This window comes from Kitasatospora sp. NPDC048298, from assembly GCF_043201465.1.
Taxonomy (GTDB): Bacteria; Actinomycetota; Actinomycetes; order Streptomycetales; family Streptomycetaceae; genus Kitasatospora.
This window is the reverse complement of record NZ_JBICYZ010000015.1, coordinates 49,526-69,742: the sequence shown is the minus strand read 5'-3', so window position 1 is coordinate 69,742 and position 20,217 is coordinate 49,526. Positions and strand designations below refer to the sequence as shown.

Here is a 20,217-nt window from a genome sequence, read left to right as displayed (position 1 = left end):
GGCGTGAAGGGCTCAGCCGGCGGCCGGGGAAAGGAGGTGAACGCGAGTGCTGCCCTGGGCAGCTATCGGGGCGACAACGACCACTGGGGTTCACCTCCTGCTCTCTACTCCTCGGGCGGCCCAATGGCCCCCGAACCGGATGTGTCACACGCTAGCGGGGCGGGGGATTTTGGCCAACCTATTTTTGACCTGCGGAAACGTGGCGAGGGGGGCGCCGGGGAGGCTTCAGCGGGCCAAAATTGGCCCGCCCTATCCTCTTCCGTACCGGTGCTTGAGGTTCGGGTCGTCCAGCCACCACGGCCGCATCCCCGTCTCCTCTTCCTCCGGCTGCCCCGCCGCCCGTGCCCGCGCGGCCGCCGCCGCGAAGCGGGCGTCCAGTTCGGCGTCCACCGCCTCGGTCTCCTCCCGCCCCTGCACGACCATCCGCCGCACCAGCGCGGCCAGGAACGGCAGCCCGACCAGGTCACCCAGCACCCAGAACGCGTTGCCGCCCCAGGTCTGGTCCTGTGCCAGGCTCGGGCCCCACGGCCGCCCGAGCGCCAGGTAGTGGTGCTCGGCGACCAGGTGCCCGCCGTAGATCAGCACGATCCCGAGCCCCGCGTCGAAGATCACCTCGGCGAAGGTGATGAACAGCCCGACCAGGTGCGGGTACTCGTGCCCGACCGGGTCGATCTGCAGGCGCGGCCAGAAGTACGCGAGGCCCAGCAGCACCAGCGCCAGGTGCAGCACCGTGTTCCCGAGCCCGCTGGACACCGACCACTCGTACCAGGGCGTGAAGTAGAGCAGCCACGGCGGCGCCATCAGCAACGCCGTGGAGACCGCCGGGAACATCAGCACCTTGGACGGGCGGCTGCGCAGCGCCCGCAGGAGGCGCTCCCGCCGGGCCGCCGGCGCCGACTCGACCAGCAGGGAGACCGGCGCGCCGAGCGCGAGCAGCAGCGGGACGACCATCAGCAGCAGGACGACCTGCACGGCCCGGTCGGTGAAGAGGATCCGGTCGTACACGCCGAGGCCGGAGCAGGTGCACCAGATCCACAGCAGCAGCCCGCCGAGGAACGCCGCGGTACGGGTGGGCTGCCAGCGCCCGCCCCCGGCCCCGGCCCCCGGCCGCCCGCCAACGCGCCGCGCACCGTCGCGCCGGTCTCCGCCGCCCCCCGCGACCGCCCGTTCCCCGGCCGCCCACTCCCCGCCCGTCCGCTCCTCGGCCACCCGGCCGACCCTGCGCACCGCCGCCAGGTACCAGACGGCGAGCAGCACCGACAGCGTGAGCACCAGCGGCTCCGCCGTCCAGGACGTCGCCAGGTCGGACCACCGCCACGGCGGCGGCCCGCTGTAGGCGAGCACCGAGGCGGGGCCGCCCACCAGGCCACCCACCGGGCCACCCACCAGGCCGCCCACCGGGCCGCCCGCCAGGCCGCCCGCCGCGCCGTGCACCACTGCGTCCATCCGCCCGCTCACCTCGCTCGTCCCGGCGGCCCCGCCCGGTCGGCAACCCCGGGTCGGCTGCCCCGGCGCCGGGGCACCCCGGCGCCCGGCCATGATGTCCCTGCGCGGCCGCCCCGCCGCATCCGGGGCCCGCCTCTATACCCGGACCTGAACAAGGCTTTACCCGACCCCGACAAAGCTTTGCCCAGGCAAAGTTCTGCCCTCCTGCCGCTCCTTCCGGCAACCGCGGCGAAGACACAAACGTCTGGCAGGATGCGCCGTCGGCGAGACCCGCCACGTGCTCGACAAGGGGATGACAAGAGGTGCGAACGACTGCACGCGGCGACGGCCGCCGCCTCGCGGCGCGCCACCGCAACATCGAACTGGGCCTGCTGGCCCTCGCGGTGGCCGTCTGTCTGGCGGGACACATCGACGCCGACCTGGCGCTCACCGGCCGGATGCCGCCCGGGCTGCTGGTGCACGGCCTGTCGCTGGGCGCGCTGGCCGGGGTGGCCCATCTGGCGGTGCGCCGGTTCGCCCCGTACGCGGATCCGCTGATCCTGCCGCTGGGCGTCTTCCTGACCGGTTTCGGGCTGGTGCTGCTGGACCGGCTGGACTTCAGTTACAAGGCCGCGCACGCCGCGAAGGGCGACTACCAGAAGATCCCGGCCGCGCCGTCCCAGCTGATGTGGGTGTTCGTCTCGGTGGCGGTGGCGCTCGCGCTGATCGTCCTCGTCAAGCACCACCGTTTCTTCCAGCGTTACGTCTACCTGCTGATGGCGGGTGCGCTGGTCCTGCTGGCCGCGCCGGTGCTCTCCCCGGGCGACAGCTTCGGCGCCAAGCGCTGGATCCGGCTGTTCGGGCTCTCCTTCGAGCCGGACGAGTTCGTGAAGGTCGCGATCACGATCTTCTTCGCGGGGTACCTGATGGCCTCCCGGGACGCGCTGGCGCTGGCCGGGCGGAAGGTCTGGGGGCTGACCCTGCCGCGCGGACGGCACGCCGGCCCGGTGCTGGCGATCTGGGTGGTCAGCCTGCTGGTGCTGATCTTCGAACGCGACCTGGGCACCTCGCTGATCTTCTTCGGCGTCTTCATCGTGATGCTGTACGTGGCGACCGAGCGCACCAGCTGGGTGGTGCTCGGCCTGCTGATGGCGGTCGGCGGCGCGGCGGTGGTCGGCACCGTGGAGCCGCACGTGCACGGTCGCGTCGAGGCCTGGCTGCACCCGCTCGACTACTACAAGCCGGTGCACGACCAGGCGATCTCCGAGCAGCCCGCCGAGGCGCTGTTCAGCCTGGGCACCGGACACCTGACCGGGACCGGCCTGGGCTCGGGGCGACCCTGGCTGATCGGCTTCGCCGGGCGCAGCGACTTCATCTTCACCACCATCGGCGAGGAGCTGGGCCTGGCCGGGGTGACCGCGGTGCTGCTGGTCTACGTGCTGCTGATCCAGCGAGGTCTGCGCACCGCGATCGGCCTGACCGACCCGTTCGGCAAGCTGCTGGCGACCGGCCTGTCGGCGGCGCTGGCGCTCCAGGTGTTCGTGGTGGTCGGCGGGGTGAGCGGGCTGGTGCCGCTGACCGGCAAGGCGCTGCCGTTCCTGGCCGCGGGCGGTTCGTCGCTGCTGGCGAACTGGTTGATGCTGGCGCTGCTGATCAAGCTGAGCGACTCCTCCGGTCGCACCGCGCTGGACCCGCCCCAGCCCTCCCCGGAGCCGCTCCCGGCCCAGGCCCAGGGCCGTGCGGCGGAGGCCCTCGCGACCGACCCGTCGCCGTACGGCCTGTACGACCCGTCAGCCCCGACCCCGCCGGCCCTGAACCCGCAGGCCCAGGACCCCACGGACCCGGCGGCCCCGACCGGCCCGGTCCCCGCCGCCTACACCCGCACCGCCTACACCCCCGCCACCTACACCCCCGCCGCCCCGGCCGAGCCGCACCCCGGCCACGGCCTCCCGCCGGACCAGGCCGCCCCCCGGTCGGCCACCTGACCCACCGACGCGACAGGGCCTCCCCCGCACCCGCGGGAGAGGCCCTGCCCGTCTCCTGTCGTCCGCCCGCCTACCGCTGTTCCCACGGCGGCCGGGGCGGCCGCGGCGGGAACCCCGGCACGGGCCCCGGCTGCGAACCCGCCGCACCAGGCGCACCAGGCCCGCCCGGCTGCGCACCAGGCGCTCCAGGCTGCCCGCCCGGCTGCGGCCCCGGCACACCCCCCGGCTGCGGCCCCGCCGGCCGGTCGCTGTCCGGCGGCGGCGGTCCGGGCCGGTGGTGCGGCCCGCCGCGGGCGGTGAGCCGCCCGCGCACGTTGTCCGCGGCCAGCACGTCGGCCCACCGCTCCGGGTACTCGGAGGGCGCGTCGACGTCGTCGCCCTCGTCCTCGCCCCACTCCTCCTCGACGCCCTCGGCGAGCCCGAGTTCGCGGGCGCGCCGGGCCCGTTCGACGGCCCGCCGGGCGGCGACCTCGCGGACCACGGCGGCGGCCGCCTCCTCGTGGGCGCGCTCGTTCTCGGCGCGCGCGTCGGCGGTCTCCAGGGTGGGCCAGCGGCGGTCTATCGCGGCGTTCATCGCGGCGCCGATGAGCACCGCGAGCGCCACCACGAAGATCCACAGCAGGACGGCCACCGGCGCCGCCAGCGAGCCGTACACCGAGGGGCCCTCGCCCGAGCGGCCCTCGATCGAGCTGACCAGGTAGACCCGCAGGCCGACGCTGCAGAAGACCAGCACCACCAGGGCGACCAGGGCGCCGGGGATGTCCTCGCGCCACGGGGTCGAGACCGGGACGGCCAGGTGGTAGAGGGTGGTCAGCGAGACGATCAGCAGCACGATCGCGACCGGCCAGTAGAGGGCGCCGACCAGCCCGGCCACCCCCGGCACGGCGTTCTCCACCAGCCCGGGCCCGGCCATCAGCAGCGGCAGCACCAGCGAGCCGATCACCAGGGCGCCGAAGTAGAGGCCGAGCGACATCAGCCGGGTCTTGACGATGCCCCGCTTGCCGTCGAGCCCGTACATGACGGTGATGGTGTCGATGAAGATGTAGAGGGCTCTGGAGCCGGACCACAGGGACAGCAGGAAGCCGATCGAGACGAGGTCGGGCCGGGCGGTGTCGAACACCTGGTTGAGCAGCGGGACCACGACGTCGTTGACGGAGGAGTCCGACAGGACCGTGCCGGAGGCCGAGACGATGTCGTGCTTGAGCCGCTCGATGGTCTCCGCGCCGAGGAACTGGTCGAGGTAGCCGAGGGTGCCGGCCAGGCCGAGCAGCAGCGGCGGGATCGACAGCAGGGTGAAGAAGGCCGCCTCCGCGGCGAGCCCGGTGACCCGGTACTCGACGCAGGTGTTGGTGGTGTCCTTCACCAGGTCCCACGCCGTGCGGTACCAGGTGGCCTGTTTGGCCGCGCGCCGGGAGCCCTTGCCCCGGCGTCGGGAGGGCCGCTCGGCGTTCGGTCTGCTCGTATCGCCTGCTGCTTGCACAGGGCCAACCGTATCGGGCCGGGGCCGCGCGGTTGATCTCCCCGGGGCGGGGATGTGCGTCCGGGCGTCCGGGCGGGGAGCGGCGGGAACGTCCGGGTGTCCCATATGACGAAACCTCAGCGTCCACTATTCGGATGTTAGTGGACCGCGAGTCCCGCGCCATGCGAATCTCTTGCCATGTCTAGCGCCGGAACCACCTTGGTAGGTCGACTCCACGTCGATCTCCTTCGCGTGTCCAGCGCCATCTGTCCGGTGACCTGAGCCCAACGCCGCCCGCACCACCGCACCCGGCGTCGACCTTCCCCGCCATCCCCGCCGCAGCGGATGCGCAGGAGCCCGCCCGGTCCCGGTCACTGCCCTCAAGGCCTTGAGAAATCCGCAGGTCAGAGCAGCACCGCACGGCCGAGCACGCCCCGCGACCCATTCGGCGCCAGCGCCACCTGCCCCGAAGGACTTCACCATGGCCACCTCCCCCGAGACCGTCGAGCCCATGGCCGACCGCGCCGCCGAGCGCCGCCCCGCGGCGGCCCGCAAGGTGACCCGCCACCGCGGCGAGGGCCAGTGGGGCATGGGCCACCACACCCCCCTGAACGCCAACGAGCAGTTCAAGAAGGACGACGACGGTCTCAATGTGCGGACACGCATTGAGACGATCTACGCGCACCGGGGCTTCGACTCGATCGACCCCGCCGACCTGCGCGGCCGGATGCGCTGGTGGGGGCTCTACACCCAGCGCAAGGAGGGCATCGACGGCGGCAAGACCGCGATCCTGGACCCGCACGAGCTGGACGCCGAGTTCTTCATGCTCCGGGTGCGCATCGACGGCGGCCGGCTGACCGTCCCCCAGCTGCGGGCGATCGCCGAGGTCTCCGAGGAGTACGCCCGCGGCACCGCCGACCTGACCGACCGCCAGAACATCCAGTACCACTGGATCCGGATCGAGGACGTCCCGGCGATCTGGCGGAAGCTGGAGGCCGTCGGCCTGTCCACCACCGAGGCCTGCGGTGACACCCCGCGCGTCATCCTCGGCTCCCCGGTGGCCGGCATCGCCGAGGACGAGATCATCGACGGCACCCCCGCGATCGAGGAGATCCAGCGCCGCTTCATCGGCAACCCGGACTTCTCCAACCTGCCGCGCAAGTTCAAGAGCGCCGTCTCCGGCTCCCCGCTGCTGGACGTCGCGCACGAGATCAACGACGTCTCCTTCGTCGGCGTGGTCCACCCCGAGCACGGGCCCGGCTTCGACCTGTGGGTCGGCGGCGGCCTGTCCACCAACCCCAAGCTGGGTGTGCGGCTGGGCGCGTGGGTCCCGCTGGACGAGGTGCCCGACGTCTACGGCGGCGTCATCGGCATCTTCCGCGACTACGGCTACCGGCGCCTGCGCAACCGCGCCCGGCTGAAGTTCCTGGTCGCCGACTGGGGCGTGGAGCGGTTCCGCCGGGTGCTGGAGGAGGAGTACCTCGGGCGCCCGCTGCTCGACGGCCCCGCCCCCGCCGAGCCCGCCGCCCGCTGGCGCGACCACGTCGGCGTCCACCGGCAGCGGGACGGCCGGTTCTACGTCGGCTTCGCGCCGCGCGTCGGCCGGGTCGACGGCAAGCTGCTCGGCCGGATCGCCGACCTCGCCGCCGCCCACGGCAGCGACCGGGTGCGCACCACCGCCGAGCAGAAGATGCTCGTCCTCGACATCGCCGAGGAGCACGTCGAGGCCGTGGTGGCCGGCCTGGAGGCGCTCGACCTGCGGGTCACCCCCTCGCCGTTCCGCCGCGGCACCATGGCCTGCACCGGCATCGAGTACTGCAAGCTCGCCATCGTCGAGACCAAGGAGCGCGGCCGCACGCTCATCGACGAGCTGGAGCAGCGCCTGCCGGACTTCGCCGAGCCGCTGACCATCAACATCAACGGCTGCCCGAACGCCTGCGCCCGCATCCAGGTCGCCGACATCGGCCTCAAGGGTCAGCTGGTCACCGACGAGCACGGCGACCAGGTCGAGGGCTACCAGGTGCACCTCGGCGGCGCGCTCGGCCTGGAGGCCGGCTTCGGCCGCAAGGTCCGCGGCCTCAAGGTCACCAGCGCGGGCCTGCCCGACTACGTCGAGCGGGTGCTGACCCGCTACCAGGCCGACCGCGCCGAGGGCGAGCGCTTCGCCCAGTGGGCGGCCCGGGCGACCGAGGAGCAGCTGTCGTGAGTGAGCGATGGGGGCACCCCCGGCCGGAGGCCGGGGGAGAGGGAACCGATCAAGCAGGGTGTCGTTCGCGAAGCGAACGCCGAGCGCAGCGAGGTGGGCGATGAGTGAACGAGCCGCCCCCTTCTTCTGCCCGTACTGCGGCGACGAGGACCTGCGCCCCTCCGAGGCCGGGCACGGCGCCTGGGAGTGCCACGGCTGCCGCCGCGCCTTCCAGTTGAAGTTCCTCGGCCTGCTGGCACCGACCGACCACGGGGGTACGTCACATGAGCAGCACCGTTCCTGACCACGCGTCGGTCGCGGAGCGGGCCGGCCGCGAGCTGGAGGAGGCGAGCGCGCAGGAGGTCCTCCGGTGGGCCGCGGACACCTTCGGCCCGCGGTTCTGCGTCACCTCCTCGATGGAGGACGCGGTCGTCGCCCACCTGGCGTCCTCGGTGCTCCCCGGGGTGGACGTGGTGTTCCTGGACACCGGCTACCACTTCCCGGAGACCATCGGGACGCGGGACGCGGTGGCCGCGACGATGCCGGTCAACGTCATCACGCTCACCCCGCTGAAGACGGTGGCCGAGCAGGACGCCGAGCTGGGGCCGCACCTGCACGACCGCGACCCGGACCTGTGCTGCTCGCTGCGCAAGGTCGAGCCGCTCAACCGGGGCCTGGCCGGCTACGACGCCTGGGCGACCGGGCTGCGCCGCGACGAGTCGCCGACCCGGGCGAACACCCCGGTGGTGTCCTGGGACCCGAAGCGCCGCAAGGTCAAGATCGCACCGATCGCCCGCTGGACCCAGGAGGACGTGGACGCCTACGTCGCCGCCAACGGCGTGCTGCTCAACCCGCTGCTGTGGGAGGGCTACACCTCGATCGGCTGCTCCCCGCTGTCCTGCACCCGCAAGCCCGGCGAGGGCGAGGACGCCCGGGCCGGCCGCTGGTCCGGCTCCGGCAAGACCGAGTGCGGCATCCACCTCTGACGAACCCGTCGGACGAACCGTCAACCACTGCGTAAGGAAGAACCCGTGACAGCTCACACCCTGGCCGCCGACGGAGCCGCAGAGGCGGCCCCCACGGCCGCACCCTGCGAGCGCGGCGCCACCGTGTGGCTGACCGGGCTGCCCAGCGCGGGCAAGACCACCCTCGCGTTCGCCCTCGCCGAGCGGCTGCGCGCCGAGGGGCACCGGGTCGAGGTCCTGGACGGCGACGAGATCCGCGAGTTCCTCTCCAAGGGCCTGGGCTTCTCCCGCGAGGACCGCCACACCAACGTCACCCGGATCGGCTTCGTCGCCGAGAAGCTGGCGGCGAACGGCGTCAAGGTACTGGCCCCGGTGATCGCCCCGTTCGCGGACTCCCGCGCCGCGGTGCGCGAGCGCCACGCGGCGAACGGCACCGAGTTCCTGGAGGTGCACGTCGCCACCCCCGTCGAGCTGTGCGCCGAACGCGACGTCAAGGGCCTGTACGCGAAGCAGGCCGCCGGGGAGATCTCCGGCCTCACCGGGGTGGACGACCCGTACGAGGCACCGAAGGACCCCGAGCTGCGCCTGCAGACCCGGGGCCGCGAGGTGGCCGAGTCCGCCGCCGAGCTGTACGTCTTCCTGACCGAGAGGGGCCTGGCATGACCACCGCGACGGACAGCCCGGTCCGGACCGACGACGCCCCGTTCGCGCTGTCCCACCTGGACGCGCTGGAGGCCGAGTCGGTGCACGTCTTCCGCGAGGTCGCGGGGGAGTTCGAGCGCCCGGTGATCCTCTTCTCCGGCGGCAAGGACTCCATCGTCATGCTGCACCTGGCGCTCAAGGCCTTCCACCCCGCCGCCGTCCCGTTCTCCCTGCTGCACGTCGACACGGGGCACAACTTCCCCGAGGTGATCGCCTACCGCGACCGCGTCGCCGCGCGGCACAACCTGCGCCTGCACGTCGCCCACGTCCAGGACTTCATCGACCGCGGCGTCCTGCGCGAGCGCCCCGACGGCACCCGCAACCCGCTGCAGACCGTGCCGCTGCTGGACGCGATCGAGCAGAACCGCTTCGACGCGGTCTTCGGCGGCGGGCGCCGCGACGAGGAGAAGGCCCGCGCCAAGGAGCGCGTCTTCTCGCTGCGCGACGAGTTCGGCGCCTGGGACCCGCGCCGCCAGCGCCCCGAACTGTGGTCGCTGTACAACGGCCGGCACGCCGTCGGCGAGCACGTGCGCGTCTTCCCGCTGTCCAACTGGACCGAACTCGACGTCTGGCAGTACATCGAGCGCGAGGGCATCGAGCTGCCGGAGATCTACTACGCCCACGAGCGCGAGGTCTTCGCCCGCAGCGGCATGTGGCTCACCGCCGGCGACTGGGGCGGCCCCAAGGACCACGAGCCGGTCGAGCGGCGGCTGATCCGCTACCGCACCGTCGGCGACATGTCCTGCACCGGCGCCGTCGACTCCGACGCCACCACCATCGAGGCCGTCATCGCCGAGATCGCCGCCAGCCGCCTCACCGAGCGCGGCGCGACCCGCGCCGACGACAAGCTCTCCGAGGCCGCGATGGAAGACCGCAAGCGCGAGGGGTACTTCTAACCATGACCAGCACCGCCACCCAGCACACCGCCGCCACCTCGCTGCTGCGCTTCGCCACCGCCGGCTCCGTCGACGACGGCAAGTCCACGCTCGTCGGCCGTCTGCTGCACGACTCCAAGTCCGTCCTCGCCGACCAGCTGGAGGCCGTCGAGCACGCCTCCCGCAGCCGGGGCCAGGAGGCGCCCGACCTCGCGCTGCTCACCGACGGCCTGCGCGCCGAACGCGAGCAGGGCATCACCATCGACGTGGCCTACCGCTACTTCGCCACGCCGCGGCGGCGGTTCATCCTCGCCGACACCCCCGGCCACGTGCAGTACACCCGCAACATGGTCACCGGCGCCTCCACCGCCGAACTCGCCGTCGTCCTCGTCGACGCCCGCAACGGCGTCGTCGAGCAGACCCGCCGGCACGCCGCCGTCGCCGCGCTGCTGCGCGTGCCGCACGTCGTCCTCGCCGTCAACAAGATGGACCTGGTCGACTACGCCGAGCCGGTCTTCGCCGCCATCGCCGCCGAGTTCACCGCCTACGCGGCCTCCCTCGGCGTCAAGGACGTGCTGGCCGTCCCGATCTCGGCGCTGGCCGGCGACAACGTGGTCGAGCCGTCCGCGCACATGGACTGGTACGGCGGCCCGACCCTGCTGGAGCACCTGGAGACCGTCCCCGTCGGCAGCGACCCGGGCGCCGAACCCGCCCGCTTCCCCGTCCAGTACGTCATCCGCCCGCAGACCGAGGAGCACCCCGACTACCGCGGCTACGCCGGCCAACTGGCCTCCGGCGTCCTGCGGGTGGGCGACACCGTCACGGTCCTGCCCTCCGGCCACACCACCACCGTGGCCGGGATCGACGCGCTCGGCCGGGAGACGGACCTCGCCTGGGCCCCGCAGTCGGTGACCGTCCGCCTCGCCGACGACATCGACATCTCCCGCGGCGACCTCATCGCGGCCGGCCCCGCGCCCGTCCCCACCAAGGACATCGAGGCCACCGTCAGCCACCTCAACGAGCGTCCGCTGCGCGCCGGCGACAAGGTCCTGCTCAAGCACACCACCCGGACGGTGCGGGCGCTGGTCAAGGAGATCACCTACCGGATCGACATCGACACCCTCGAACAGCGCTCCGGCGCCGACGGGCTGGACGTCAACGACATCGGCCACATCGTGCTGCGCACCGCCGAGCCGCTGGCCCTCGACAGCTACACCGACAACCGCCGCACCGGATCGTTCCTGCTCATCGACCCGGCCGACGGCACCACCCTCACCGCCGGCATGGCGGGCGAGGCCTTCGACACCGCACCCACCACCGGCACACCCGACGAGGAGGACTGGGTCTGATGCCCAGCGAGGCGTTCTCGGGCATGGACAAGGAAGGCGGCCGCATCGGCAGCGGCGTCCTCGGCAGCGGCCAGGGCGGCCTGACCCGATGTGCGGGCCGACAGGGCTGAGTTCGCCCTGTCACCGGGCTGGCTTCCCCCACGGCCGCCCGGCCTGCCCCGGCACACCGCTGCCGCGCGCACCACCTTCCGCACCTTCCGCCCGAGACCGCCTCCTGACGGTCCGTCCGCGAACAGGACTCACCATGGCACCGAACCCGGCACCCTCGCACGGCACGCCCCCGCACGGCCCGTCCGCCCATAGCCGCCCCCGCCCCCGCGCCGGGCGGATCAGACGGCCCGCCGCCGCGGCCGCGGCCGGCCTGACCGCGGTGGCCCTGCTGTCCGCCTGCGGCTACGGCTCGCAGGCCGACGGCAAGTCCTCCGACACCAAGGCCGACACCGCGGCCACCGCCGGGGATTCCGGCGCGAAGCTGTCCGCGGACACGGTGAGGATCGGCTACTTCGCCAACCTCACCCACGGCACCCCGCTGGTCGGCCTCCAGGAAGGCATATTCCAGAAGGAGCTCGGCTCCACCCAGGTCAAGACCCAGGTCTTCAACGCCGGACCCGCCGAGATCGAGGCCCTGAACGCCGGCTCCATCGACATCGGCTGGATCGGCCCCTCCCCCGCGATCAACGGCTACACCAAGTCCGACGGCAAGTCCCTGAAGATCATCGGCGGTTCCGCCTCCGGCGGCGTCAAGCTGGTCGCCAACCCGGACAGGATCGCCTCCCTGGACGACCTCAGGGGCAAGAAGATCGCCACGCCCCAGCTCGGCAACACCCAGGACGTCGCCCTGCTCAACTACCTCGCGGGCAAGGGCTACAAGGTCGACGCGGCCTCCGGCGCCGGTGACGTCTCGGTCGTGCGCACCGACAACAAGGTCACCCCCGACGCCTACAAGTCCGGCTCCATCGACGGCGCCTGGGTGCCCGAGCCCACCGCCTCCAAGCTGGTCACGCTCGGCGCGAAGGTCCTGCTCAACGAGAAGGACGTCTGGCCGGACAAGCAGTTCGTGATCACCAACATCATCGTCTCGCAGAAGTTCCTCAAGGAGCACCCGGACGTGGTGGAGGCCGTGCTGCGCGGCTCGGTGAAGACCAACGCCTTCATCAAGGCGAACTCCGACAAGGCCAAGGCCGACGCCAACGAGGCGATCAGGAAGGAGGCCGGCAACTCCCTGGAGCCCGCCGTCCTCGACCCGGCCTGGGCCGACATCGACTTCCTGGACGACCCGCTGGCGAACACCCTCCAGGCCGAGGCCGACCACGCCGTCACCGCCGGGCTCCTCAAGAAGCCGAACCTGAACGGCATCTACGACCTCACCCTGCTGAACAAGGTGCTCGCCGCCCAGGGCCGGCCGGCCGTCGCGGACGCCGGACTCGGCGCCAAGTAGCGCCCGCGGCAAGGCCATTCATACCGGCACCGCCGTTCGCCGCGGCATCGCCGCCAGGCCCGGCGCCGCCGCCCGTCCCGACTCCGCGGTCCGGCCCCCGCCCGCCCGGTCGATCCCCGATCGATGCCCACCGGGACGGGCGGGGCCCGGGCCCCGGCCCAGACCTCTCCCTCCCGCCCGGAGGACCCCATGACCACTCACGCAGGAGGTGCCCGGATGACTCCGGCACTGACCACCTCGGCGGACGCCCCCGGCGCCGACGCCCCCGGCGGCGCGCCCGCCGTCCGGATCTCGCACGTGCACAAGTCCTTCGGCCGACCCGGCGCCCGGACCCACGTCCTGGACGACATCACCCTCGACGTCGCCCCCGGCGAGTTCGTCACCCTGCTCGGCGCCTCCGGCTGCGGAAAGTCCACCCTGCTCAACCTGGTCGCCGGCCTCGACCGGCCCAGCGCCGGCACCATCGAGGTGCCCGGCGGCCGCCCCGCCCTGATGTTCCAGGAACACGCCCTGTTCCCCTGGCTCACCGCCGGCCGGAACATCGAACTCGCCCTCAAGCTGGCCGGCGTCCCCCGCCCCGAGCGCCGCGCCGAGGCCGAGCGCCTCCTCGAACTCGTCCGCCTCGCCGGCGCGTACGGCAAGCGCGTGCACGAGCTGTCCGGCGGCATGCGCCAGCGCGTCGCCATGGCCCGCGCCCTCGCCCAGGGCAGCCAGGTGCTGCTCATGGACGAGCCCTTCGCCGCCCTCGATGCCATCACCCGCGACGTCCTCCACGACGAGATCACCCGCATCTGGGCCGAACGGCAGCTGTCCGTCCTCTTCGTCACCCACAACGTCCGCGAGGCCGTCCGCCTCGCCCAACGGGTCGTCCTGCTCTCCTCCCGCCCCGGCCGGGTCGCCCGCGAGTGGCACATCGACCTGCCGCAGCCGCGCCGCATCGAGTCCGCCGGCGTCGCCGACCTGTCCATCGAGATCACCGAAGAACTGCGTGGGGAGATCCGCCGCCATGGCCAGCACTGACACCACGCTCACCAAGCCCACCGGGAGCGCGAGCGACACCGCCGACGTCGGCGCGGGCCTCGACGCCCTCGACGCCGTCACCACCCAGCGCGGATCCCTCGGCGAGGCGCTGCGCGGCAAGGCCCTGCCGCCGCTGATCGGCGTCCTCGTGGTGCTCGCGCTGTGGCAGGGCGCGTACAGCCTGCAGCTCACGTCCTCGTACAAGCTGCCCAGCCCGGCGGACGTGTGGCGCTCCGCCCAGGACCTCTGGTACCAGGGCACCCTGTTCTCGATCATCTGGACCAGCGTCTGGCGGGGCCTGTCCGGCTTCCTGCTCGCCGTGGTCATCGGCACCCCGATCGGGCTGGTCGTCGCCCGGGTCCGGCCGGTGCGCACCGCGATCGGGCCGGTCCTGCAGGGCCTGCAGTCGCTGCCCTCGGTGGCCTGGGTGCCCGCGGCCGTCATCTGGCTCGGCATCAACGACTCGATGATGTACGCGGTGATCCTGCTGGGTGCCGTCCCGTCGATCGCCAACGGGCTGGTGGCCGGCATCGACCAGGTGCCACCGCTGTTCCTGCGGGCCGGACGCACCCTCGGCGCCACCGGCCTCACCGGGGCGCGCCACGTCCTCATCCCCGCGGCCCTGCCCGGCTACCTGGCCGGCCTCAAGCAGGGGTGGGCGTTCTCCTGGCGCTCCCTGATGGCCGCCGAACTCGTCGCGTCCTCGCCCGACCTGGGCCGGGGACTCGGCCGCTTCCTGGAGGACCAGCGCGAGTTCTCCGACATGTCGGGCGTCCTGCTCGGCATCATCCTCATCCTCTTCGTCGGCATCGCCATCGAGCTGCTGGTGTTCACCCCGGTCGAGCGCCGGGTGCTGCGCAACCGCGGGCTGCTGGCCGCGAGCAAGTGAGGAACCGCTGATGCCCGCCCTCCTCCTGATCGCCCACGGCAGCCGCGACCCGCGCCACGCCGCGACGGTGGCCGCGCTCGTGGAGGAGGTGCGGGCACGGCGGCCCGGCGTCGAGGTCGCCACCGCCTACCTGGACCACTGCGCGCCGCGGATCCCGCAGGTGGTGGGACGGCTGGCGGACGCGGTGGCGGTGCCGCTGCTGCTGAACCGGGCGTTCCACGCCAAGCACGACATCCCGGCCGCGCTGCGTGCCGCCGGCTCCCGGCTGCCGGTCGCGGACGTCCTCGGCCCCTCGCCGCTGCTGCTCGCGGCCCTGGACCGGCGGCTGGCCGAGGCCGGTCTGGCGGTCGGCTCGCCGGCGGTGCGGGCCCGTACCGGGGTCGTGCTGGCGGCGGCCGGCTCCTCCGATCCGGCCGCCGACGCGGCGACCCGCGCGGTCGCCGCGCAGTGGCGGCGCACCCGCGGCTGGGCGGGCGTCGAGGTCGCCTACGCCTCCGCGGCGGGCCCGCGCGTCCCCGACGCGCTCGCCGCCCTGCGCGCCGCCGGCGCCGGGCGCACCGCCGTCGCCCCGTACCTGCTGGCCCCGGGGCTGCTGCCGGACCGCATCGCGGCCGCCGCCGGGGCCGCCGGGGCGGACGTCCTGGCCGGCGTCCTCGGCGCGTGCCCCGAGGTGGCCGCACTGCTCCTGGAACGCCACGCCCAGGCCCTGCGCGCCACCGCAACGGCCCCCGCGCTCACCGCCTGAGCCTCACGAGGCCCTGCGGTGCTGGTACTCGGCGACCGCCGCGGTGATCACACTGAGCGGCACCGGCTCGTCGGCGTCCGCGATGGCGGCCTCGATCCACTCCCGCATGATCGCCGTCGGCTTCAGCCCCCGTTCCCGCGCCCGGCGCCGGACCTCGTCCATCACCGGCTTGGGCAGCCGCAGCGAGGTGGTGATCATCACCGACTCGGCCGCCACCGGTTCCCCCGGCTCGGCGCTCATGATCTCGTCCTCGGTCAGTTCGTGCGTCTCGTAGTACTCGGCAATCGCTTCGAGGTCCGCACCGTCGTCACCGTCCACGAGCAGCAGCGTGATGCACCTGCATTGCACGACTCAAGGCACTGTCGCTCCCCCGGGTGACGGCGCGCAGGGGCTCGCGGGGGCGCGGGCGGCGGCGGGCGCTGGTTCGGCGGCCGTAGCATACGGCGGGGTACGAAGCATTCGGCGCGGCGCGGGGAGGGCATCATGACCAGGGGCCTGGCCCGCTGGATACCGGGGCTGGTCATCGGCACGGCGGTGCTGCACCTGGTGTTCGGGCTGTGGCGGCCCTACGCCTGGGGGGCGATCGTGCGGGACGGGGTGCTGGCCGCGGTGGTCGAGCCGGGTGCGGCCGGGCGCGCGTCCCCCGCTGCCGCGGTCGGGTTCACGCTGGGCGGGGCGGCCGTGGTGGTGCTCGGCCTGCTGGCCCGCCGCAGCCTCCGGGCCACCGGTGAACTGCCCGCCCTGATCGGCTGGTCGCTGATCGCGGTCGGCCTGCCGGTGTGCGTCGTCTGCTTTCCCGGCAACGGCGGCTGGATGCTGCTGGTGATCGGTGTGCTGGCCCTGGTGGCGGCCCGGAAACCGGGCCGCCACTGAGTGCGGGCCTACCGGGGTCGTCAGACCGGCAGGTTCCACTTCTGGTTGTCGGCGCCGTTGCAGTCCCAGATGCCCAGCTGGTTGCCGTTGGCGGTGGAGAAGCCGAGGTCGTCCAGGCAGCGGCCGGACTGCGGGTTCAGCAGCGAGCCGTCACCGCGGGCCTGCCACTGCTGGGCGCCGGTGCCGTTGCAGTCGTAGATCTGCACCTTGGTGCCGTTCCCGGTGTTGCCACCGGAGACGTCCAGGCACTTGCCGAGCGCGCGGATGGTGCCGTCGACGCCGATCCGCCACTTCTGCGCGACCGTGCCGTTGCAGTCGTAGATCTGGACGGGGGTGCCGTTGCCGATGTTGGCGCCCTTCACGTCGACGCACTTGCTCGCGTAGCCGGAGATCTGGCCGGTCGGGCCGGCCGGCGGGGTGGCGCCGAGGATAATGCGCGGGAACTGGACGGCGTCGCCGATGCCGCAGGCGGCGGAGGCGCTGCCGTCGCCGATCGCCAGGCCGCCGATGGCGGGGCGGGAGAACTGCACGGTGTGGGTGGAGTTCCAGTAGAGGCAGTTGGCGGTGACGGACCAGGTCTGCATCGGGTCGAGGCCGCTGCAGCTGCCGACGGCGTTCCAGGCGGAGGCCCAGGCGGAGCAGGCGGGGGCGGCCTGGGCGGCGGTGGCCGGTGCGGCCAGGGAGGCGGCCCCGGCGAGCAGGGCGGTGGTCAGCAGGGCGGAGGTGCGGCGCATGGGAAAGTCGTCCTTCCGGATCGAGGGGTGGGAACGCCAACTCGTCTTCCAGGGCGTCATGGTGACGATCCGTCGGATCGCTGGCGCGAGGTCGGGCCGGGGCGGCCGTCAGACCGGGAGGTTCCACTTCTGGTTGTCGGCGCCGTTGCAGTCCCAGATGCCCAGCTGGTTGCCGTTGGTGGTGGAGAAGCCGAGGTCGTCCAGGCAGCGGCCGGACTGCGGGTTCAGCAGCGAGCCGTCACCGCGGGCCTGCCACTGCTGGGCGCCGGTGCCGTTGCAGTCGTAGATCTGCACCAGGGTGGCGTTGCCGGTGTTGCCACCGGAGACGTCCAGGCACTTGCCGAAGGCACGGATGGTGCCGTCGGTGCCGATCTTCCACTGCTGGTTGGCGTTGCCGAGGCAGTCCCAGATCTGGACGGGGGTGCCGTTGGAGTTGATGCCGCCGCGCACGTCCACGCACTTGCTCGCGTAGCCGGAGATCTGGCCGGTCGGGCCCGCCGGGACGGCGGGCCCGGAGACGATCCAGCCGGAGGTCGGCATCGCCGGCCACATGCACACCGCGGTGGCGGTGCCGTTGCCGGTGGCCCAGGCACCGTACGCCGCCGAGAAGACGGGGAACCCGTTGGCGCCGATGCTCTGGCAGCTGCCGGCGACGCGCCAGGTCTGGTTCGGGTCCAGGCCCGAGCAGGTGCCGACGAAGCCGTTGCCGCCTCTGCCGACGGAACAGCTCGCGGCGGCCAGGGCGTTGGCGCCCGCCGCGGTCTGAGAACTCTGGGAGATCTGGGAGCCCTGGGTGGCCTGCTCGGCGGCGTTGGCGGCCGGCGCGGTGAGTGCGGCGGCTCCGGCCAGCAGGGCGGTGGCGAACACGGCTGCGATACGGCGCATGGAAGGTCCTTCCGGGTCGTGGGATCACGTCGACCCACCGTCGGCGCGACCGTGGTGACGGTGCGTCGGATGTGTGGGCCGCGTGAAAGACTCGGGGGTGCGCGGTCGGCCGTCAACCGGCAGGTCACCGGCAGCTGCCGGGCGTGGGCGCCCTGATCAGGGCCGTCGCTCCGAGCGGCAGTTTCGCCGGGCCTGTTCGACTCCCCGCCGCCGGACAACCGAACAGGCCCGGAGAGCCGGACGGGCCCGCAGAACCGAAACAGGCCCGGAAAGCCGGACGGGCCCCGCACGCCCCCCTGTCGTGGGGAGGTGCGGGGCCCGTTCGGTGCGGGTCGGACGGCCGTCAGTCGGCCTTGCGGCGCTGGCGGCCGGTGCCGTAGTTGGAGCCGGACTTGGAGCCGCTGCCGGGCTTGGCCCGGCCCGAGGAGCGGCCGATGAAGCCGGCCGCCTGCGGGCGCTCGCCCTGGGCGGCGCCGCCCATGCGCTGCTTGGGGCGGGGGCGGCGCGGGTTGCCGTTCATGTCGACGTCGGTGGGCAGCCCGGAGCGCTTGCCGGAGCGGCGGCGCGGGGAGCCGGACTTGGCCCCGGCGGGCTTGTCGGCGCCGGCCTGGGCCGCGGCGCCGGAGGCGGCCTGGTCCGCGGGGACCGGCACGGCCAGCGTCACCGGGACGCCGCTGGGCGTGCGGGCGCCGGTGATCCGGGCCAGGTCGGCGTCGCCCGGGCGGATCTTGGTGACGGTCGGGCGGATGCCGGCCACCGTCATCAGCCGGTTGACCTCGCGGCGCTGCTCGGGCAGCACCAGGGTGACGACCGTCCCGGACTCGCCGGCGCGGGCGGTGCGGCCGCCGCGGTGCAGGTAGTCCTTGTGGTCGACCGGCGGGTCGACGTTGACGACCAGGTCCAGGCCGTCGATGTGGATGCCGCGGGCGGCGACGTTGGTGGCGATCAGCGCGGTGACGTGGCTGTCCCGGAACTGGTCGAGGACCCGGTTGCGCTGCGGCTGGGACTTGCCGCCGTGCAGGGCGGCGGCCTTCACGCCGTTGGCGAGCAGCTGCTTGGCCAGCCGGTCGGCGCCGTGCTTGGTGTGCACGAACATGATGACGCGGCCGTCGCGGGAGGCGATGTGCGCGGTGGCGGAGGCCTTGTCGGCGGGCTCCAGCTGGAGCACGTGGTGGTCCATGGTGGTGACCGCGCCGGCCGAGGGGTCGACGGAGTGGGTGACCGGGTCGGTCAGGAAGCGCTTGACCAGCCGGTCGACGTTGCGGTCCAGGGTGGCGGAGAACAGCATCCGCTGCCCGCCCTCGGCGACCTGCTCCAGCAGCTTGCTGACCTGCGGCAGGAAGCCCATGTCGGCCATCTGGTCGGCCTCGTCGAGGACCGTGATCGCGACGTCGGAGAGCTTGACGTCACCGCGCCCGATCAGGTCGTCCAGCCGGCCGGGGGTGGCCACCAGCACCTCGGTGCCGCGGCGCACCGCGTTGGACTGCCGCCCGATCGACATGCCGCCGACGACGGTGGTGATCCGCAGGTTGACGGCGGTGGCGTACGGGGTGAGCGCCTCGGTGACCTGCTGGGCCAGCTCGCGGGTGGGCACCAGGACGAGCGCCAGCGGGTGCCGGGAGTCGGCGCGGCGCCCGGCGGTACGGGCGAGCAGCGGCAGGCCGAAGGCCAGGGTCTTGCCGGAGCCGGTGCGGCCGCGGCCGAGCACGTCGCGCCCGGCGATCGAGTCGGGCAGCGTGGCGGCCTGGATCGGGAAGGGCTCGGTGACGCCCTGGCGGGTGAGCGCGGAGAGGAGCGCCTTGGGCAGTTCCAGCTCGGCGAAGGACGCCGCCGGGGGCCGGGCCGGGGTTCCCTGGACCACGGTGAAGTCGGTGGCCTCGGGGGCGGCGGCGGGGCGGTTCTGCCGGGGGGCGCCGGCGCGGCTGCGCGGCTTGCGCCGACCGTCGCCGGAGGCGGTGCCGGCGGTGCGGCGGGCCTGGTCGGACTTGCGGGGGCCGCGGTCGCGCGGCGGGCGGGCAGGGGTGGTCACGGGATCTCCATCCATCGGTCTACAGCCCGGTTCGCGGGCTGGGTCGGCCGTCGGAAGGGAGAGTGCGCCGCCCCGGCCGTACGGCGGCATGAGCGGGGGCCCGCACCATGGGTGCGGGCCCCGCTTCGCGATGATCGCGAGTCAGCGTGGAGCTGACGTCAGCCGATGATCTGGATGTTCTCGGCCTGCGGGCCCTTCTGGCCCTGGGTGACGTCGAACTCGACCTTCTGGCCCTCGAACAGCTCACGGAAGCCCTGAGCCACGATGTTCGAGTAGTGGGCGAACACGTCGGCGCCGCCACCATCCTGCTCGATGAAGCCGAAGCCCTTTTCGCTGTTGAACCACTTCACGGTGCCGGTAGCCATAACCGTCTCCTCTAACTGGGGCATCAGGGACCCACACCTCGTGGATCCCCAAGTAGCCGCGATCCCCATCCGGAGACTGAAACACCGGACAAAACAAATGCGCCTGTCGGTTGGAACCAGCAGGCGCACACCACGTTCATGGGAACCAAAACTGCAACTGCTTCGACTGTAGCACGGTGGAACCGGGGTTGACCGGGGATTTTCTGCCCGGGAGATCACGTTTGGCGGCCCCGGGAAGGGGGCAGGCGGCGCCCCGCCGAAGCGGGACGCCGCCTGCCCCTTACCGATCCGTCC

Annotated in this window: 20 protein-coding genes; 13 read left to right on the top strand and 7 right to left on the bottom strand. The window is 73.2% G+C overall.

Going from position 1 to position 20,217, the window contains the following annotated elements; all coding sequences use genetic code 11:
* Positions 1-249 precede the first annotated feature (249 nt).
* On the bottom strand, positions 250-1,446 hold the full coding sequence (locus tag ACGF0D_RS14845; RefSeq protein WP_392916103.1) for a cytochrome c oxidase assembly protein: 1,197 nt from the start codon (positions 1,444-1,446) through the stop codon (positions 250-252).
* Positions 1,447-1,748: 302 nt separating this feature from the next.
* On the opposite strand from ACGF0D_RS14845, the gene ACGF0D_RS14840 reads away from it, so the two are divergent.
* Positions 1,749-3,410, top strand: a complete 1,662-nt coding sequence (locus tag ACGF0D_RS14840) for an FtsW/RodA/SpoVE family cell cycle protein (RefSeq protein ID WP_392916100.1) — start codon at positions 1,749-1,751, stop codon at positions 3,408-3,410.
* Between the two features lie 70 nt (positions 3,411-3,480).
* Here ACGF0D_RS14840 and ACGF0D_RS14835 read toward each other — a convergent pair whose 3' ends face one another.
* A complete protein-coding gene (locus ACGF0D_RS14835; RefSeq protein ID WP_392916098.1) occupies positions 3,481-4,890 on the bottom strand; it encodes a YihY/virulence factor BrkB family protein in 1,410 nt (469 codons plus the stop codon).
* A 177-nt stretch (positions 4,891-5,067) separates the two neighbouring features.
* Here ACGF0D_RS14835 and ACGF0D_RS14830 point away from each other — a divergent pair, with 177 nt between their 5' ends.
* From ACGF0D_RS14830 to ACGF0D_RS14780, 11 genes are all read left to right on the top strand, one after another.
* Complete coding sequence (locus tag ACGF0D_RS14830; protein WP_318264789.1) at positions 5,068-5,151, top strand: putative leader peptide; 84 nt, start codon at positions 5,068-5,070, stop codon at positions 5,149-5,151.
* A gap of 199 nt (positions 5,152-5,350) precedes the next feature.
* Positions 5,351-7,075, top strand: a complete 1,725-nt coding sequence (locus ACGF0D_RS14825; protein ID WP_392916096.1) for a nitrite/sulfite reductase — start codon at positions 5,351-5,353, stop codon at positions 7,073-7,075.
* A 100-nt stretch (positions 7,076-7,175) separates the two neighbouring features.
* Positions 7,176-7,358, top strand: coding sequence for a hypothetical protein (locus ACGF0D_RS14820; RefSeq protein WP_392869085.1), 183 nt, complete (start codon positions 7,176-7,178; stop codon positions 7,356-7,358).
* Entirely contained in the window at positions 7,339-8,040 is a 702-nt protein-coding gene (locus ACGF0D_RS14815) for a phosphoadenylyl-sulfate reductase (protein WP_392916093.1), read from the top strand. The genes ACGF0D_RS14820 and ACGF0D_RS14815 overlap by 20 nt, the downstream gene beginning before the upstream one ends.
* Positions 8,041-8,100: 60 nt before the next feature.
* Positions 8,101-8,682 (top strand): adenylyl-sulfate kinase, encoded by a 582-nt coding sequence (cysC, locus tag ACGF0D_RS14810; protein WP_392916238.1) that lies wholly within the window; start codon positions 8,101-8,103, stop codon positions 8,680-8,682.
* Entirely contained in the window at positions 8,679-9,617 is a 939-nt protein-coding gene (gene cysD / locus ACGF0D_RS14805; RefSeq protein ID WP_392869089.1) for a sulfate adenylyltransferase subunit CysD, read from the top strand. Before cysC ends, cysD begins: the two co-directional genes overlap by 4 nt.
* A gap of 2 nt (positions 9,618-9,619) precedes the next feature.
* Positions 9,620-10,945 (top strand): sulfate adenylyltransferase subunit 1, encoded by a 1,326-nt coding sequence (locus ACGF0D_RS14800; protein WP_392916090.1) that lies wholly within the window; start codon positions 9,620-9,622, stop codon positions 10,943-10,945.
* Positions 10,946-11,189: 244 nt separating this feature from the next.
* Positions 11,190-12,383, top strand: coding sequence for an aliphatic sulfonate ABC transporter substrate-binding protein (locus tag ACGF0D_RS14795; protein WP_392869093.1), 1,194 nt, complete (start codon positions 11,190-11,192; stop codon positions 12,381-12,383).
* Positions 12,384-12,599: 216 nt separating this feature from the next.
* Positions 12,600-13,403: an ABC transporter ATP-binding protein gene (locus ACGF0D_RS14790; protein ID WP_392869095.1), complete on the top strand. Its 804-nt coding sequence runs from the start codon at positions 12,600-12,602 to the stop codon at positions 13,401-13,403.
* Positions 13,390-14,292: an ABC transporter permease gene (locus ACGF0D_RS14785; protein ID WP_392916087.1), complete on the top strand. Its 903-nt coding sequence runs from the start codon at positions 13,390-13,392 to the stop codon at positions 14,290-14,292. The genes ACGF0D_RS14790 and ACGF0D_RS14785 overlap by 14 nt, the downstream gene beginning before the upstream one ends.
* 10 nt (positions 14,293-14,302) lie before the next feature.
* On the top strand, positions 14,303-15,037 hold the full coding sequence (locus ACGF0D_RS14780) for a sirohydrochlorin chelatase (RefSeq protein ID WP_392916084.1): 735 nt from the start codon (positions 14,303-14,305) through the stop codon (positions 15,035-15,037).
* A 3-nt stretch (positions 15,038-15,040) separates the two neighbouring features.
* Here the strand turns inward: ACGF0D_RS14780 and ACGF0D_RS14775 are convergent, their stop codons facing one another.
* Positions 15,041-15,355, bottom strand: coding sequence for a hypothetical protein (locus ACGF0D_RS14775; protein WP_392916081.1), 315 nt, complete (start codon positions 15,353-15,355; stop codon positions 15,041-15,043).
* A 165-nt stretch (positions 15,356-15,520) separates the two neighbouring features.
* On the opposite strand from ACGF0D_RS14775, the gene ACGF0D_RS14770 reads away from it, so the two are divergent.
* Positions 15,521-15,910, top strand: a complete 390-nt coding sequence (locus ACGF0D_RS14770; protein WP_392869103.1) for a DUF6463 family protein — start codon at positions 15,521-15,523, stop codon at positions 15,908-15,910.
* Positions 15,911-15,930: 20 nt separating this feature from the next.
* Here the strand turns inward: ACGF0D_RS14770 and ACGF0D_RS14765 are convergent, their stop codons facing one another.
* The 4 genes from ACGF0D_RS14765 to ACGF0D_RS14750 all read right to left on the bottom strand — a co-directional run bounded on the left by ACGF0D_RS14765 (position 15,931) and on the right by ACGF0D_RS14750 (position 19,923).
* Positions 15,931-16,644, bottom strand: coding sequence for a ricin-type beta-trefoil lectin domain protein (locus ACGF0D_RS14765; protein ID WP_392916079.1), 714 nt, complete (start codon positions 16,642-16,644; stop codon positions 15,931-15,933).
* A gap of 108 nt (positions 16,645-16,752) precedes the next feature.
* A complete protein-coding gene (locus tag ACGF0D_RS14760) occupies positions 16,753-17,529 on the bottom strand; it encodes a ricin-type beta-trefoil lectin domain protein (protein ID WP_392916077.1) in 777 nt (258 codons plus the stop codon).
* 343 nt (positions 17,530-17,872) lie between these two features.
* A complete protein-coding gene (locus ACGF0D_RS14755; RefSeq protein WP_392916075.1) occupies positions 17,873-19,573 on the bottom strand; it encodes a DEAD/DEAH box helicase in 1,701 nt (566 codons plus the stop codon).
* Positions 19,574-19,716: 143 nt separating this feature from the next.
* Positions 19,717-19,923, bottom strand: coding sequence for a cold-shock protein (locus ACGF0D_RS14750; RefSeq protein ID WP_049657493.1), 207 nt, complete (start codon positions 19,921-19,923; stop codon positions 19,717-19,719).
* Positions 19,924-20,217 lie beyond the last annotated feature (294 nt).